Raw genomic sequence first — 17214 nt, 5'->3', positions numbered from 1 at the left:
AAAGAATTTTCAAATTCCGGAAATACCATTCTGAAAGAGCCAAATTTGTGAAAATGAGGCTCTTTTTTTGTATTTCAGGAGGATGCGCCGAATGTGACGGCCTACCGGGATAGTGCCGTTGATATCGAGCGGCACAGAATTGTTTGATGTGAAACCAGAATTACATGTAGACCCGGATTTGATTTTTAACCTGTCTCATGAGAAACTAAATCACACAAGTAAACTTAATATCAATGCAACAAGAACAGAAAAATAAGCAGAGCATAGCCTGGGCAATGGTAGTTGTCCTGGGGCTTGCGACAGCCATGTTTGGCTACCTGTTTACAACTCAGAAACAGGAGTTGACGCAACAAGAAGCGATGGTGGTCGAAAAGGCAAGAGAGTTGGCTGTAACCAAAACTAAACTGGATTCTATTTCGACCGTATTGGATGCGAAAATTGCGGAAGTTGAGAAATTGGGCGGCGACATTACCGAGCTGACCAAGATGAAGGAAAAACTTGAAGCTGACAAGGTAGCGTTCAGCCGCAGCAGAAGAGTGGAAACCAACAAGTATCTGACGAAAATCAAGGAATATGAAAAATTCCTGACCGAGAAGGACGAGATGATCGCGCAGCTGAAAGCTGAAAACGAACAACTGGTGGCTACCAATGACTCCCTGCACACACACGTAGGAGCGCTTACCAGCGAACGCGAGAGACTGGTGCAACGCCAGGCCGAGTTGACGGACTCCGTGGTAACATTTACCGCCGCCAACAAGGAACTGAGCGCAAAAGTGAATAAAGCTGCCGCTTTGAAAGCACAGAACCTGAAAATCCTGACAGTAAACTCACGTGGCAAAACCAAAGAGAAAGACGAATACAAAGCCAGCCGCGTAGACAAACTGAAACTGGTTTTCAACCTTCCTGAAAACGAGCTGACTGCCCAGGAGCCAAAAGATATCTATGTGCGGGTGCTGGATCCGGACGGTGCGGTTGTAGCTGACGATGCTACCGGTTCAGGCGAGTTTGAGATTGATGGCGCGCCATCCAAATTTACAACCCGTGAATCTATCGCTTATCAAAACAACAACCAGAAAGTGGAATTGTTGTACGATAACACAGGCAAGTTCCGACCAGGAAAGTATAATGTGGAGCTGTATGCGGAAGGATATAAAATTGGTGGCGGTAACTTCACCATCAAAAAGTAAGATATAACTTCACACCATGCATAGCTATAAGGCCGCCGATCGTCGATCGGCGGCCTTCCTTTTTCAGGGCTGTTTGGTTTGCTCGTTGATGATATCGATGAAATGGCGCAGCTCTTCGGTCCGCTCGGGGCCGGATTCAGGGTATGTCATTTTCATCTTTTTCAATTCTTCGGCGATGATCTTGGCAACGGTAAGGCGAAGGTTCTTTTTATCGTCGGCCGGAATTACATACCATGGTGCCTTTTTCGTGGCGGTAGCATTGATGCAATCCTCGTAAGCCTGCATGTATTCGGCCCATTTGTCGCGTACTTTCACGTCCTGCTCTTCGAATTTCCAGTTTTTGGAAGGATCTTCGATGCGTTCGATCAGTCGTTCGGCCTGCTCTTCTTTCGAAACATTCAGAAAGAATTTGATAACCCGGATGCCGTTTCGGTAAAGGTATTTTTCCAGGTTCCGGATATCGGAATAGCGGTGTTTCCAGAGCTTATCCAAATCCTCCGTCAGCTCGGCAGGCAGGCGCTGCGATTGGGTCAGGATTTCGGGCTGGACTTTTACAACCAATACTTCTTCGTAATAGCTGCGGTTAAAAATCGTGATTGTGCCGCGCTGAGGCAGTACCAGATTGGTCCGCCAGAGGAAATCATGGCCTAGTTCCGTTTCGGTAGGCCGTTTAAACGAATGAATTTTCACGCCCACCGGGTTCACGCCCGAAAGTACATGCTTGATCGTGCCATCCTTTCCCGCCGCGTCCATTGCCTGAAAAATAACCAGTAACCCGTACCGGTTATGCGCGTACATCATGCTTTGCAGCTCATCCAGCTCTTTGGCCGACTCTTCCTGCATGGCCTCGTATTCGGCTTTGTCGGCATAAATGTCCTTGAAGCGGGTTTTGGCCTTACTAATGTCAAATTTCTTGCTACCGTCGTAGCGATAATCATCCGAATTAAAGTCCGACATGTCCGTACGATTTAAATGGTGGATAAAAGCTTATTGTTCTTTCAGGAATGCGACCAGCTTCGCGAATGCACGGCCGCGGTGGCTCAGCGCCGATTTTTCCTGCATGGACATTTCGGCGAACGTACGCGAATGCCCTTCCGGCACGAACACCGGGTCATAGCCAAAGCCATTGGTGCCGCGTTTCTCATCGATAATGACGCCTTCCACCGTACCTTCGAATTGGTGGTATCGGCCTTTCCAGGAAAGGGTAATGACAGTCAGGAAGCGGGCGGCCTTGTTTTCCTTGTCTGAAAGGTTTTTAAGAAGCAGGTCGATATTGTCGTTGGAATCGCGCTGCTCACCCGCGTAACGTGCAGATTTGACGCCCGGCTCGCCGTTCAATGCGTCCACGACCAGGCCGGTGTCGTCGGCGAAGCAATCTATCCCGAAGTTATCCTTTACGAATCGGGCTTTTTCGCGGGAGTTTTCGGCGATGGTGTCGAATGGCTCGGGAATGTCGGTGTTGCAACCGATGTCGCTTAATGTAAGCAGCTCGAACTGGTCTCCGAGCAATGCCTGTATTTCTTCGAGTTTATGCCGGTTGTTGGTGGCGAAGCAAAGTTTCATGGGTTGAGTTTCAGATGGGAATGCATTTTACAGAAAAAATGGCTAGGGTTAAATGCCACGAAGGCACGAATTATTCACGAAGCATATTCGTGAAGATTCGTGCCTTCGTGGCATTTAAAATTATGGTGACCTTATTTCGCAGGAGCTGGCGCAGGTAGCGCAGGGCCAGCAGGCTTGGTGCCTTTGGTAATATCGAGCAATTCCATTTCAAACTGCAGCACCGAGTTACCCGGGATTGGTCCGTATTGCTCAGGCCCGTAAGCGAGGCCCGAAGGGATCAGCAACAAGCCTTTTTCACCTTTTTTCATCAACGTAAGACCTTCGTCCCAACCCTGGATCACCATTCCGGCGCCTACCTGCATATCGAGCGGCTTGCCCTGGTTTTTAGAGCTGTCGAATTCCTTGCCATCCAGGAACTTGCCGGTGTAATGTACTTTCACATTGTCGCCGGGAGCAGGACTTGCGCCTGTTCCTTCGGTTTGCGGTACGTAAACCAGGCCGGAAGCTGTTTTTCTGGCTTTCGCTTTCAGGTTATTTTTAACCAGATATTCGTCGATAATCTTCGCATCGATTTCCTTCTGCTTTTTACCGGCTTCCGCCTGTTGCTTCTGGAACTCCTCCGAAGTAAGCACGCTCACCACTTTCACCGTAAAACTCAGCTCCGATCCTTTTTTGATCATCGGTGGCATTGGCTGGCCGATTTTCGCGAACAATGTATCCGCATTGACCAGGAATTTGGCGCTGTCGCCCGTTGCAAGCATGGTAAGGCCTTCCTCGAAGCTGCCCTTGTAAGGCGGTGCCTGCAATACCATTTTTACCGGATTTTTTTCTTTATATGTATCGCGGAGCGTAGAGTCGGAACCATTCTTCAACACCAGGTGGAAGGTCATGATATCCCCCAGTTTGGCTTTTCTTGCATCGTCTTCGTGTTCGAAAAGCGTGTATTTGAGGCCGCTTTCGGTAACCTGCTCACGATGCTGATTGCAAGCGGCTGCGAGAATAGTTATGCCCATCGCATAACCGATTGTTTTTAAATTCATTGGGACGTGTTTATTAGAAGATATTTTAGTGAAGTTAGAATTCAAGTTTAGTCAACGCTTAAAAGTTCTTCCTGGTATGAAGGAAGTATGCTTAAAAATCTTGCAACGGTTTCATTCACTGATTGTTCCGAACGGCCACCCGATGCATTCTTATGTCCGCCGCCGCTGAAATGCGTGCTGGCCAGGTCTCTTACCGAGAATGGTCCCACCGACCGGAACGAGATCTTCACCTCGCCCTTACGCTCGATGAACATGGCCGACATCACCACATTTTCAACTTGCAGGCCGTAGTTCACAATTCCCTCCGTTTCGCCGGAAGCAGAGTTGAATTTTTGTAATTCAGCCTCGGTCAGGACCATGTAAGCTGTGCGATATTCCGGCAATACGGTCAGTTTGTTGCAAAGCACGTATCCCAGGAATTGCAGGCGCGAAAGGGGCGCATTATCGTAGATCAGCCGGTGCACACGACTGGAATCAAAGCCGGTACGCATTAAGTCGGCTACCGCGAGGTGCACCGCGGGCGTTACGTTACCGTGCCTGAACGAGCCGGTGTCGGTCATAATGCCTGCATACAGGCATTCGGCCATGGGGATGTCGAAGATCCGTTCGGCAGGCAGGCCGCCTTCCATTTCTTTGACCAATTCATAGACCAGTTGCGCCGTAGCCGCAGCCGTGGTATCCCAAACCATCCATTTCGCAAAATGCTCCGGTTCGAGGTGATGATCGATCATCATTTTGGGCGCCGCAGCGTCCTTAACAACCCTTCCGAGGTCCTTCAACCGCGATAGGGCCGAGAAATCCAGGCAGCAAATCAACGTCGCCTGTTCGATCTTCCTTTTGCATTTGCCCTGCTCCGAAGGTTTCTCATAAACCAGCACGCGGTCCATTCCCGAGAGCCAACGAAGGTTCGCCGCATAGTCGGTAGGGCTGATAACCGTTACTTCATGTCCTTTTTTGAGTAAATAACTGGCCCAGCCCAGGGACGAACCCAATGCATCGGCATCCGGATCCCGGTGCGTTGTGATAACAATTTTTTGGGGTTGGGATAAAAAAGAGCGCAGCTCTTCAATGGATTGATTCACAGTAACTTAGTTCAAAAGAGGAATTTCCTGGTTGCTTAGAGCCCACAAAATTAACAAAACTGTTGGGATTTGCTTCATCGGAAGCGGTAAAGGCTGGCAATCAGGCGTTGATTTAATATAAGGCGGGGCTTGCAGTGCGAAAGGTTCGGGGATATAGGCTGAAATATAGTAGCTTTACGGCCAGTATCAATTTAGCCAAGTACGTATGCCAACTAATAAGACATTTACCATGATCAAACCGGATGCTGTGCGGGATGGTCATTCGGGTTCAATCATCAAAATGATCGAAGCAGCAGGATTCCGGATTGTGGCCCTGAAAAAAACGCAGCTTACGCCCGAACGCGCGGGAGAGTTTTACGCCGTGCATAAGGAGCGTCCCTTCTACATCGACCTTTGCAAGTATATGTCGTCGGGGGCGATCGTTCCGATGATCCTCGAAAAGGAGAATGCGGTGGCTGATTTTCGTGCGCTGATTGGTGCTACCAATCCGGCAAATGCAGAAGAAGGTACCATCCGTAAATTGTATGCAAAATCGATCGAGGCCAATGCGATCCACGGTTCCGATTCGGATGAGAATGCGGAGATCGAAGGGAATTTCTTCTTCTCCCATGTGGAGCAGTTCTGAGCAGAAAACTGATAAAAAAGAAAAACCCCGGAGTTTCGAAACTTCGGGGTTCTTCTTTTTTATCAGGTATTGTCACTATTTAACTTTCACATATACACTGTCGATTACCTGAATGAGCCCGTTAGCGGCCGAGACATTCTTCTTGGTAATCTCCGCATTGTTCACATTTATGACGTTGTCCTGTTTTACAAACTTGATCTTCTTACCACTGACTGTCGACACGCTGTCTGTCGGGAGTGTGTTATCCACATTATAGACGCCTTTGATGACGAAAGATTTAAGGAATTCTTTTGCGGTAGTGTCGGTCATACCTGAGGTAGCCGTGCCGGGAATATTTGCTTTCTGAAAAGCTGCATTGTCGGGCAGGAAAAAAGTCGCATCCTGTGATCTTAGGGCATCACTTTGTTTTGCAATATCCATGATTTCTTTTAGCCTGCTGAACTCCGGATTTTCACGAATAATATCCGTCACCGCTTTGTTTTTTACAATGTCGTCGCTGCTTTCCTTACAAGAAATCAAAATCGTTGAAAATAGCCCTGCTGCCAAAAAAAATGTAGCCCAATGCCCCCCAAAACGGTTTTTTTTCATAGCTTTCCAAGTGGTTAATTTTCGTAAAACTAATGCAAAATGTAGTTTGAAGGAATTGGTAACCATAAATTTTTAATCCTAATCCTTAACAAACCATGCTTAAACTTAGACGATTGATCGTCGCCGGAGCGGCCGTTCTGATGCTCAACTCGGCGTTTTTCGCGCTCAACGGGCCGGCCGCCGATCCGCTGAAAAAGCCCGTCAAATTATTCAACGGGAAGGACCTCAAAGGCTGGACCGTTCACGGTACCGAGAAATGGTACGTCGAAAATGGCGAGCTCATCTGCGAGAGCGGCCCCGACAAAAAGTACGGCTACCTCACCACCGACAAGTTTTATAAAAACTTCGATCTCTCCCTCAAATTTAAACAGGAGGCCAACGGCAACAGCGGGGTATTCTTTCGCTCGACGGTGACCGGCACCAAAGTTTCGGGCTGGCAGGTGGAGGTGGCGCCGCCTAACCACGACACCGGCGGCATTTACGAATCCTATGGTCGTAACTGGCTCGTACAGATTCCGGACGAGAAAGAGGGCTTCCTCAAAATGGGCGAATGGAACACCCTGCGCATCCGCGCGGTAGGCGACCGCACACAAACCTGGCTCAACGGGCACGAAATGGTGGACCTCACCGACGCGAAAATCGGGGCGGGCGAAGGCTCCATCGCATTGCAAATCCATGACGGCGGCGGTATTAAAGTACGCTGGAAGGATATTGTGCTGGAAGAGCTCTAATCCGGGCTGTTTTCACTCCGTCAGCGCGGGATTTCATCCGTCTGAAACCGGCACTCGTCGGAAATCACTTACCAAAGGGCTTCATGGCCAATAGATTTGTGTCAGCAGTTACACATAATCTGTTAGCCATGAAGCTTTTTTATTGTCTGTTACTATTCGTCACGCCCGCCGTTTTTGCCCAAAAAAGCATTCAGGGCAAGGTGACCGATCGCAAAGGAAATGCATTGCCCGGCGCGAATGTGTTCCTGAAAGGCACCTACGATGGCGGTACCACCGACACGAACGGTGTTTTCGCATTCCGGACGTCGGAGTCCGACACGGCTACCATTGTGGCCAGCTATGTAGGTTTTGAGGTTTTTGAAAATAAGATTGATCTGAAAGAAGGCATTCCGGCAATGACTATCAAACTTGAAGAACTGGCCAACGAACTGAATACCGTCGTAATTACCGCAGGGGCATTCGAAGCGTCGGACGAGAAGCGGATGGCGATGCTGAAACCGCTCGATATCGTAACCACGGCGGGCGCCGCGGCGGATATTACCGGTGCCATGCAATTCCTCCCGGGTGCGCAACGGGTAGGGGAGCAGGAGGGGCTATTTGTAAGAGGCGGCTCCGGGCAGGAAACGAAGATCGTAATCGACGGAATGATCGTACAGAACCCGTTTTTCAGTTCGCTGCCCGATGTGCAGTCGCGGGGGCGGTTCAATCCATTTATGTTTAAAGGCACTTCATTCAGCACGGGCGGCTATTCGGCGCAGTATGGGCAGGCATTGTCGTCGGTACTGCTGCTGAATACCACCGATAAAGTCAGCAATAATGGGTTGGGCATCAGTTTGAACCTGGCTAATGCGGGTTTGAATTATGACTATGCCAACAAAAACCAGTCGGTGTCGGCGGTGGTGTACTATGGCAATCTGCGGCCGCTATTCAAGCTCGTGAAGCAAAATGTAGAATGGCTGCACGCGCCGGAGTTCAAAGGCTCTTCATTGACCTATCGCTGGAAACCAACCAAAAACGGTGTACTGAAAGTCTACGGCATGTATTCCGACAGCCACCTGAGCATGAATAGCAACGACCCTTCGTCGGATTCGGGTAAAATGCGTCTGGTTTTGAAAAACAAAAATGCATTCACCACCAGCACCTACACCGATTCCTGGGCCGACGGCCGCTGGACATTGAATTCGGGATTTTCGTACAGCCGTAACAAGGACGACATGACCTACGACGGCGTCAATTTCGACCGTTTCGACGAGCGCACGCAGGCGCGCATCGTGCTCACGCGCTTGCTCACGGGGAACAATACCGTTCTTTTCGGTGCAGAGGCGCATGCAATCAATATCGGCAACGGCGTGGATGGTACATTATATAGGTTGAAAGACCGTTACGCCGCCGCGTTCGTGGAGTCGGAGATATACATTACTCGCGCATTGGCGGCGAGGATCGGCGTTCGGAGCGAGTATTCGTCGGTGATCAGCCGTGCCAACATTGCCCCGAGGCTGTCTTTTGCCTATAAAACAGGGCGGTACAGCCAGGTTTCGCTGGCCGCGGGGCAGTTTTACCAAAACCCCGATTACAGGTTTTTGTATCTGAATAGATCCCTGAAATACGAGCGCGCCGACCATCTGATCCTCAACTATCAAATTATCAAAAACCAGCGCACATTCCGCGTCGAGACGTTTTATAAGAATTACGCGCAGCTCGTCCGGGAGTTCACCGGGCTGAAATACGATGCCGATCCCTACCGGTTCCCGTGGGGCACGACCAACAACGGCGGCGACGGTTACGCCCGCGGTTTCGACTTCTTCTGGCGAGATCAGAAATCCATCAAAAACCTCGATTACTGGGTAACTTACAGCTTTGTGGACTCAGAAAGACTTTTTCAGCAGTATGCGCAATCGGCCACACCTACATTCATTTCAAATCATAACATCAGCCTGATCACCAAAAAATGGTTTGAAAAAGCCAAAACCAACCTCAGCGCGACTTACGCGTACACCAGCGGCCGGCCTTATTATAACCCCAACAACGACGAATTCCTGAAAGACCGCACGCCGGCGGTCCATAATGTGAGCATTCAGGCCAGCAAGTTGCAGAGCATCAAGGGAAACCTCGTGATTTTCTACGCCACGGTCGATAATATCCTCAACACCCGCAATGTATTCACTTACCGCTACACACCCGACGGCCGTACGCGCTACGCCGTGGGCCCGCAGAGTTACCGGAGTTTCTTCGTGGGTATGCAGATCATGCTTTCGAAGAAGGCCAAAGTGGAGAAAGACGATTTTTAAACATTAATAATTCATATTTTAAAGCAAACAAAACAATGAAAAAGCTATTCACAATCGCATTACTGTTCATGTTCGCAACCGGAATGGTGTGGGCGCAGAACGAAAAGTACACGCAAGCCATGAGCGACGGTATCAAAGCCTTGAACAGCATCGATCGCGAAAAACCGGACCCGAAAACCCTGGTGGACATCGCTAATCGTTTCGAACGTATCGCCGCCGCCGAGCCGAAAGAATGGCTGCCGAAATATTACGCGGCCTACGCCAACGTGCTTTTGGGCTTTGTGGCGCCAACCCTGACCGAAAAAGACCAGTATCTGGATAAAGCCAATGCCTTATTGAAAGACGCGGAGGGCATTGCCGGCAAGCCAAACGATGAAATCGAGATTTTGAAAGCCTACCAATCGCAAATTCACCTCGCCGCCGACCCGATGAACCGCTGGCAAGCGGATGGGGAGAAATTCCAGGGGTTCCTGCAATCGGCCAAGGCCTTGAACGCCGAGAATCCGCGGATTTATTACCTCGAAGGTTCGAGCCTCTTTTTTACACCGGAGGAATATGGCGGCGGGAAAAAGGTGGCTAAGCCGATACTCGAAAAAGCGCAACAGAAATTCAGCACCTTCAAACCGGAGACTGCTATTCATCCGGATTGGGGCAAAATGGAAACCGAATGGATGCTCTCTCAGACAAACTGATATTAACGTTTAGGGTTTAGTAGCATGGATGACAACAAGACGAAGCCGTTGCGTATGACAGCCTCATCGCTGGACGGAAGGGATTTCAGTAATATGGATCTGGAAAATGCGGATTTCAGCTTTTCGAGTTTGAAGGACATCAACTTCGACGGGGCCAATCTGCGCAATGCAAAACTTCGTTTCTCGGCCCTCGACCGGACGACCTTCCGGAACGCCGATCTGCGGAATGCGGATTTGAGTTTCAGTAGTCTTTCGGACGTGGACCTGACAGGCGCAAAGGTAGAGGGGGCTAATTTCAGTTTTACTTCACAGGAGAAATCGTTCAACTGGCAGGATTTCAGCCTGATCGCCATTATTCAGAACCAGGGTTGGATAGGCACATTGGTAGCGGCGATCCTGGGGGCCGTGATATTGTACGGGTTCAACGCAATCGCCTATTTTACGGCAGAGCTGTCGTTTACCGAGGAGCCGGTCCGGCTCGCTTTTTACAAATACCTGGTGTTGCTCAACATTGCAACGGGTGTTTGCACGATCCTTATCACGCAGGGGCTCACTACCTGGCTCGATATGGTTGTAAAGAGTTTGCTTGCCAGGCATATTATCCTCTCCATCGTTGTGTTTCTATTTGATGGCCTGCTGGGATTGGGAATGCACCAGATGTTCGCTACCGATATTGTGAACGACTACATCGCACGTTATCCGGCGGAACCCTCGCAGAATGCACCCTGGTACTGGTATGCGTGGGCGCCCGTGGTAATCGCCAATGTTTTTTACTTCCTGAGCCGGGAAGGCCGCCAGATCTCGCGCAAGATTTCCGATCAGGAATATCAGCTTTTAAATCTGGAGAAACTGAAAACCCGCGCCGAACTCGATGCATTGCAGGCGCGCATTAATCCGCATTTTTTGTACAACTCCCTGAACAGCATCGCCAGCCTCGTGCACGAAAACCCCGACAAAGCCGAGGAAATGACGCTGCTGCTTTCCAAGCTCTTCAGATACACCACCGGCCGGAAAACGAGCGATTATTTCGATACCATCGAAAACGAGCTGGAAATGGTCGAAACCTATTTGCAAGTCGAGAAAGTGCGGTTTGGCGATCGCCTGCGGTTTACGGTAGAGGTGGAGGAAGACTCTTTGAAAAACCTGCAGGTGCCCAAATTTATTTTGCAGCCGATTGTAGAGAATGCGATCAAGCACGGCATTTCGCGGATGGCCGATCAGGGGAACATCGTGGTGAAAATTTATGAAAAAGACCAATGGCTGCATTTGTGCGTGCACGACAACGGCCCGGCCTTTTCCGAAACCCTGGGAGCAGGCTATGGCATGCGCAGCATTCAGGACAAGCTGAAATTGCTTTATGGTGACAATGCCCGCCTCGAATTGCTGAACGAGCCGCATAAATCGGTTAATATTGCCATCCAGAAATCCGCTATCGAAGAACATCAACAATCCAGTCATGCTTTTTCCGCTTAAAACCATCCTGATCGACGACGAGCAGCTTGCATTGAGCCGCCTCAGAAGACTGCTCGAAAAACATCCCGAGACTTTCGACATTGTGTCGGAAGCCAGAAACGGCGCGGAAGGGTTGGTCGAAATAGACAAACACCATCCCGATGTTATTTTTCTGGACATCGAAATGCCGCTTCTGAATGGTTTCGAAATGCTTTCGAAACTCACCAAAATGCCTTTGGTAGTGTTTTCGACGGCCTATGACCAGTATGCGATCCGGGCATTTGAGGAAAATTCGGTGGACTATCTGCTGAAACCGGTGGAGAACGACCGGCTTTTGAAGACGATCGACAAGATCAAAAACATCACCCAGGCGGCAAACGGGCATTCGGGCAGCTTTAACCCTTATTCAGAAAACCTGCTGAGGCTGCTGGAAGAAATGAAGCCGAAAAAGGAGATATTTTCACTATCGGTGAAATCCGGCGACCGCATTCTGCTGATCCCGATGACGGAGATCACGCATTTCGAAGCGGAGGAAAAATACGTTTTCCTGAACACGCTCGACGGCCAGAAGTACCTGCTCAACTACACGCTTACCTCGCTCGAAGAGAAGCTGCCCAAGCATTACCTGCGCGTGAGCCGGGCGGGTATCGTCAACTCCCACCATATCAAGGAAATCCAGAAACACTTCAACGGCAAGTACGTGATCGTGATGCGCGACCGCAAGGCTTCGCAAATCACCAGCGGCAGTACGTACGGCGACGCCATCCGTCATCTTCTTGATAATTAATCGAATTACACCCCGATTGTACCGGAATATTCATTTTGTAGACCTGATTCTTATTCCTAAATTGCGCCCTCGTTTAAATTTCCATTGTTATTTTGGAGGTTAATGCGTTGTCCGTCAGGAGCTTCTGATTGGCTACGTAAGGGGACAGGAATGAATTGTGCGGATTTTCGGCACACATTGACAGGTTGCTGCGTATTTGTTTACTGGCAAAGTGATTCCTGAAATAACCCGGAGCGGCTGAAAATCATTGCCGACGGCAAGCGCTTCGATGACGTTGTTTTTGTTTTGTTAAAAAAGGTTAAAAGGAATCAGGAGTAATGAAGGAGCTCATTGATAGGGGCAATCTGCCAAAACACATAGCCGTTATCATGGACGGTAACGGGCGATGGGCCCAGAACCAGGGAGCGGCACGTGTGTTTGGTCATCGCAATGCGATCAAGGCGGTAAGGGAAGTGACGGAGGGATGTGCGGAGCTCGGGGTTTCTTTTTTTGACATTGTACGCTTTTTCGACCGAAAACTGGGCGCGTCCCGAGTTTGAAGTAAAGGCGCTGATGGAGCTGCTCGTGCAATCGATAGGTAACGAGCTGCCCACAATGATGAAGAACAATGTCAGGCTCGATACGATCGGTAATACGACAAGCCTGCCGCGTAATTGCCAGAACCAGCTTGCAAAGGCAATCGAAGAGACACGCAATAATACTGGGCTAAATCTCATCCTGGCATTGGGTTACAGCGGCAAATGGGACATTACCCAGGCAACACGCAAAATCGCCGAGGACATTCGCAGCGGCGCTTTGCTGCCCGAAGAAGTTAACGAAGAAGTAGTGGCAGGCAACCTGTCGACGGGCAGCCGCCCCGAAGTGGACCTGATGCTGCGGACCGGCGGCGACCACCGGATCAGCAATTTCCTGCTTTGGCAACTGGCATATTCTGAACTGTATTTTTATGAAGATCTTTTCTGGCCCGATTTCCGCCGGGAGCATTTGTACGAGGCGATCATTTCGTACCAGAACCGCGAAAGACGCTTCGGCAAAACGGGTGAACAAATCAAAGCGAATGGTGCTAAGTAGAATTATATGAACCCAGTGAAAAATTTGAATAAATCATTAGCACATCTCAAGGGCTTTTCCGCATTACTCCTGTTGTGCTGCTGCATGTCGGTACAGGCGCAGCGTGTAGGTCTCGGCGGTGCTAAACCCGCTGCCCCCGCAGCGAACCTGGGGATCGACCCCGCCAATCCCAAAGAGTATACGATCGCCGAGGTAACGGTGTCGGGAACCCAGTTCCTCGACCCGAATTCGATGATTTCCATTTCCGGTTTGAAGCCCGGAGACAAAATCCGCATTCCCGGCCCCGCGGTGACGTCTTCCATCAAAAAAATGATGGATTTCGGCACGCTCGACGATGTGGAGATCATGGCTACCAAGATTGAGGGAGAGAAAGTCTGGCTGAATATCCATATTAAAGAACGTCCGAGGCTTTACAAAGTATCGTTCTCGGGCATACGCAAAGGAGAGCGCGAAACGCTGAACGACAAGGTGAAGCTGATCAAAGGCCGCGTAATCACGCCGACGATCATCAAGAATACCCAGCTGGTAATCAAGAAATATTATCAGGACAAGGGTTTCTACAACACCAAGGTAAAAGTCCTGCAAATCCCGGACTCGACCCGTGGACAAGCTACACTGAACTTCACCATTACCAAGGGCAAAAAAGTAAAAATCCAGAAAATCAATATCGAAGGAAATACGGCTATCAGTGACAAAACGCTGAAACGCAAAATGAAGGGTACAAAACAGAAACGCATAGGCCGCCTTTTCAACCCTTCCAAATACATTCCTAAAAAATACGACGAGGATAAGGAAAAACTGATCGCCTACTATCGCAAAAACGGTTACCGGGATGCTGTCATCGAGTTTGATACGATTAAAAACGGCGACGAAACGATCAGCATCGATATGAAAATCGATGAAGGCCGGAAGTACTATTATCGTAACATCACGTGGTCGGGTAATTACCTGTACACATCACAGTACCTGAGCGATCGCCTGGGCGTAAAAAAGGGCGATGTGTACAACCCGGAAGAACTGGACAAGAAGATCAACGGCATTCCGGGCCAGGACGTCAGTTCGATCTATATGGACGACGGTTACCTTTATTTCCGTATCGATCAGGTCGAAAGAGCTGTTGAGGGCGATTCGATCGACATGGAGCTCCGCATTTTCGAAGGTAAGCAGGCGACGATCAATCGCATTCTTCTGAACGGTAACACCAAAACCAGTGACCGCGTGGTATTGCGTGAACTCTTTACATTGCCTGGCCAGAAATTCAGCAAGACAGAGATTATCAACACCCAACGCCAATTGTCGCAAATGGGTTATTTCGACCCCGAGAAAATTCAGATCAACCCGATCCCTAATCAGGCGGATGGTACCGTGGACATTGAATACACCGTCGAGGAAAAGCCTTCCGATCAGATCGAGCTTTCCGGCGGTTGGGGAGGTTACATCGGGTTTGTGGGAACGCTGGGCTTGGTTTTCAATAACTTTTCCATCAAGAATATCCCGAACCGCGAAACATGGCGCCCATTGCCATCCGGCGACGGACAGAAACTCTCCCTGCGTTTTCAGGCGAACGGTAAGCAATATCAAACCTATTCGCTGGCATTCAGCGAACCCTGGCTGGGAGGTAAGAAGCCGATCAACTTCGGGGTCTCGTTCCAGCGCACGGTTTACCGTATGACCGACCTGAGCTCTTATTATGGCTACAACACCGGAGTAGCTTCCGGCAGGCTCAATTACAGGGGAGGATATTATAACAATGGGATAACTGTTTCACTCGGCCGTCGTCTGGAAGGAGCCCGACCGTAACCTCGTGATGACGCACTCGCTGTCGTACCAGCGGTACCGTCTCGACGACCTCGATATCTTCCGGATCGGTTATAGCAACGGTATTTCGAACAACATTTCATTCAATACCACGATTTCACGGAATACATTAAGCGACTTCCAGTTCCCGAGAAGCGGCAGCAATATTTCATTGAGTGCTACTTTCACGCCTCCCTATTCGGTTTTCAGGAACAAGAAATTTTCGGACAAAACCGACACATACCGTTGGGTGGAATACCACAAATGGATGTTCGATGCGAGCTACTATGCCACGATCGTCGGAAAGCTGGTGTTGAGCACCCGCGCGCACATGGGCTTCCTCGGCGCGTATGGAAGCAAGGTAGGTTACAGTCCGTTCGGTCGTTTCATCCTTGGCGGATCGGGGCTTGCCGGACAGGGTACATTCTCGCTGGCCGATCAGGATATTATCGGTCTTCGCGGTTACCAGGATCAGAAAGTTGGGCCACTGGCTGCTAACGGTTATCCTGCGTCGGGCGGAGGTATTGTTTATAACAAATATGTAATGGAACTTCGCTACCCTGTTTCACTTAACCCGCAGGCAACGATCTTCGTGCTCGGTTTTGCGGAAGGCGGTAACAACTGGGGTACTTACAGTGAGTTCAACCCGTTCGATCTGAAACGTTCTGCGGGTATAGGCGCGCGGATCTTTATGCCCGCATTCGGTTTGCTGGGTATCGACTGGGGGTACGGGTTTGATAAAATTCAGGGACAGACTACCCGGAGCCGGGCCGCAGTTCCACTTTACAATCGGTCAGCAAATCAGATAATATTCTGATCCGGGCATTCGTTAAGAGGTTTGCAAATTATATTAGCAGCTTGGCATGAAGAACATTTTTATTTTACTAGTTTTGTCAATTCTATGCAGTTCAGCACTATATGCCCAGAAGATCGGGTATACGGACATGGAATTCATCACCAGTAAAATGCCCGAATACCAGGCTGCGCAGACGGAGATGAAGAAGTTTTCCGACAAATGGGCGAAAGAAATCCAGGACAAGTACGCGGAAATCGATCGCATGCAGCGGGCCTACATGGCCGAGGAAATTCTCCTCACCGACGAACTAAAACGGAAGAGGCAGAACGAGATAAAGGAAAAGGAACTCGAAGCGGGCGAATACAACAGCAAGATATTCGGCGTGGAAGGGTTGATGTTCCAGAAGAAAAAGGAACTGATGAAGCCTGTGCTCGAAAAAGTACAGCGCGCGGTGACCAAGGTTTGCAGCCAGCGCAGGCTCGATTTTATGTTCGATAAATCCAGCGATGTGGGCATGCTTTACACCAATCCCAAGCACGACTATTCCGATTATGTAATGGAAGAGCTCGGTATTGATCCGAAAGGGAATAAGGCAGGTACCAGCGATAAGAATGCAAAGCCGGAACAGCCCGCACAGCAGCAACCGGCAACGCCTGCACAGAACTCACCAAAACAAAAAAGTACAACCAGTAAACTTAAATAAGTAACAAAGCAATGAAACAAAAACTGATGGCTATTCTGGTCGTGATGACCATAATCACCACCCCTCTCTTAGCCCAGACTACCCCGGCAGGCGGGCCAACTAAAATCGGTTATACCAATGTTGACTATATAATCGGCAAATTGCCGGAAGCAAAAGTAATGCAAAACCAGCTGGAAGTAACCAAAGCACAGCTGGATAAGGCTATCGGGGAGACATACAAAGAGGCTCAGGAGAAATACGAAGCATATCAGAAAAACGGGGCGAACATGACGGACGTCATCCGTGCAGATAAAGAGAAAGAGCTGCAAAGCCTTTCTACCCGCATCGAGGAAATGCGTGCCAATGCACAAACCTCCCTGCAAACCAAGCAGCAGCAGTTACTGGAACCGATCCTTACAAAGGTGAATAACGCAATCCAGGAAGTAGGTAAGGAAAACGGCTTCCTGTATATCCTGAATATGGACGCAGGTGCCGGTACGACACCTATTATCCTGTTCGCCGCATCGGAAGAGAACAATGCGACGAACCTGATCCTGAAAAAACTGGGCGTTGACCCCGATAAAGTAGAAGCCGCGGCACCAGCTGCAACGACGCCGGCAAAACCTGCTACGACAGCGCCTGCTACTACTCCGGCGGCCACCCCAAAGAAAAAATAATAAGGTAAATATTGAACTTTAAAAACCGGAGCGCAGTCTTAAAAAGGATTGCGTTCCGGTTTTTGCTTTGGGCGCCGGACCACTTTGGACTTGCTTTTATCATAAACCCTCGCAGTGCGTTGTATTTGAAAAGTGCAAATTGATTTTCAGCGTAAC

14 protein-coding genes and 2 pseudogenes are annotated in these 17214 nt (G+C 49.6%); 11 read left to right on the top strand and 5 right to left on the bottom strand.

The features are described 5' to 3' along the window. Positions 1-233 precede the first annotated feature (233 nt). Positions 234-1187 carry a hypothetical protein gene (locus tag ABV298_RS10965; RefSeq protein ID WP_353722157.1) on the top strand — a complete coding sequence of 318 codons (954 nt, stop codon included), beginning with the start codon at positions 234-236 and terminating at the stop codon, positions 1185-1187. Between the two features lie 63 nt (positions 1188-1250). Here ABV298_RS10965 and ABV298_RS10960 read toward each other — a convergent pair whose 3' ends face one another. The 4 genes from ABV298_RS10960 to ABV298_RS10945 all read right to left on the bottom strand — a co-directional run bounded on the left by ABV298_RS10960 (position 1251) and on the right by ABV298_RS10945 (position 4872). Beyond that, on the bottom strand, positions 1251-2144 hold the full coding sequence (locus tag ABV298_RS10960; protein ID WP_353722156.1) for a polyphosphate kinase 2 family protein: 894 nt from the start codon (positions 2142-2144) through the stop codon (positions 1251-1253). Between the two features lie 30 nt (positions 2145-2174). Continuing rightward, the gene (locus tag ABV298_RS10955) at positions 2175-2750 is read right to left on the bottom strand and encodes a non-canonical purine NTP diphosphatase (RefSeq protein ID WP_353722155.1); all 576 of its coding nucleotides are present in this window, start codon (positions 2748-2750) and stop codon (positions 2175-2177) included. Positions 2751-2881: 131 nt separating this feature from the next. Next, positions 2882-3790, bottom strand: coding sequence for an FKBP-type peptidyl-prolyl cis-trans isomerase (locus ABV298_RS10950; RefSeq protein WP_353722154.1), 909 nt, complete (start codon positions 3788-3790; stop codon positions 2882-2884). A gap of 47 nt (positions 3791-3837) precedes the next feature. Beyond that, complete coding sequence (locus ABV298_RS10945) at positions 3838-4872, bottom strand: bifunctional oligoribonuclease/PAP phosphatase NrnA (protein WP_353722153.1); 1035 nt, start codon at positions 4870-4872, stop codon at positions 3838-3840. 205 nt (positions 4873-5077) lie between these two features. Between ABV298_RS10945 and ABV298_RS10940 the strand changes: the two genes are divergently transcribed. Continuing rightward, positions 5078-5497 carry a nucleoside-diphosphate kinase gene (locus ABV298_RS10940; protein ID WP_353722152.1) on the top strand — a complete coding sequence of 140 codons (420 nt, stop codon included), beginning with the start codon at positions 5078-5080 and terminating at the stop codon, positions 5495-5497. A 75-nt stretch (positions 5498-5572) separates the two neighbouring features. Here the strand turns inward: ABV298_RS10940 and ABV298_RS10935 are convergent, their stop codons facing one another. Continuing rightward, on the bottom strand, positions 5573-6151 hold the full coding sequence (locus ABV298_RS10935) for a fasciclin domain-containing protein (RefSeq protein ID WP_353722151.1): 579 nt from the start codon (positions 6149-6151) through the stop codon (positions 5573-5575). A 29-nt stretch (positions 6152-6180) separates the two neighbouring features. Between ABV298_RS10935 and ABV298_RS10930 the strand changes: the two genes are divergently transcribed. The 9 genes and pseudogenes from ABV298_RS10930 (at position 6181) to ABV298_RS10890 (ending at position 17058) form a co-directional block, all read left to right on the top strand. Next, the gene (locus ABV298_RS10930; RefSeq protein WP_353722150.1) at positions 6181-6816 is read left to right on the top strand and encodes a DUF1080 domain-containing protein; all 636 of its coding nucleotides are present in this window, start codon (positions 6181-6183) and stop codon (positions 6814-6816) included. A 128-nt stretch (positions 6817-6944) separates the two neighbouring features. Then, positions 6945-9104, top strand: a complete 2160-nt coding sequence (locus ABV298_RS10925) for a TonB-dependent receptor (RefSeq protein ID WP_353722149.1) — start codon at positions 6945-6947, stop codon at positions 9102-9104. A gap of 35 nt (positions 9105-9139) precedes the next feature. Then, complete coding sequence (locus ABV298_RS10920) at positions 9140-9796, top strand: hypothetical protein (protein ID WP_353722148.1); 657 nt, start codon at positions 9140-9142, stop codon at positions 9794-9796. A gap of 54 nt (positions 9797-9850) precedes the next feature. Beyond that, positions 9851-11269, top strand: coding sequence for a histidine kinase (locus ABV298_RS10915; protein ID WP_353722147.1), 1419 nt, complete (start codon positions 9851-9853; stop codon positions 11267-11269). Continuing rightward, positions 11253-12035 (top strand): response regulator, encoded by a 783-nt coding sequence (locus ABV298_RS10910; RefSeq protein WP_353722146.1) that lies wholly within the window; start codon positions 11253-11255, stop codon positions 12033-12035. The genes ABV298_RS10915 and ABV298_RS10910 overlap by 17 nt, the downstream gene beginning before the upstream one ends. A 317-nt stretch (positions 12036-12352) precedes the next feature. Continuing rightward, positions 12353-13106: pseudogene (locus tag ABV298_RS10905) on the top strand (isoprenyl transferase). Positions 13107-13190: 84 nt separating this feature from the next. After that, positions 13191-15712 (top strand): annotated as a pseudogene (bamA, locus tag ABV298_RS10900) (outer membrane protein assembly factor BamA). 54 nt (positions 15713-15766) lie between these two features. After that, complete coding sequence (locus ABV298_RS10895; protein ID WP_353722145.1) at positions 15767-16402, top strand: OmpH family outer membrane protein; 636 nt, start codon at positions 15767-15769, stop codon at positions 16400-16402. An 11-nt stretch (positions 16403-16413) separates the two neighbouring features. After that, the gene (locus tag ABV298_RS10890) at positions 16414-17058 is read left to right on the top strand and encodes an OmpH family outer membrane protein (protein ID WP_353722144.1); all 645 of its coding nucleotides are present in this window, start codon (positions 16414-16416) and stop codon (positions 17056-17058) included. Positions 17059-17214 lie beyond the last annotated feature (156 nt).

This window comes from Dyadobacter sp. 676 (assembly GCF_040448675.1).
In the GTDB taxonomy this organism is placed as follows: domain Bacteria; phylum Bacteroidota; class Bacteroidia; order Cytophagales; family Spirosomataceae; genus Dyadobacter.
This window is presented reverse-complemented; position numbering and strand designations above follow the sequence as displayed.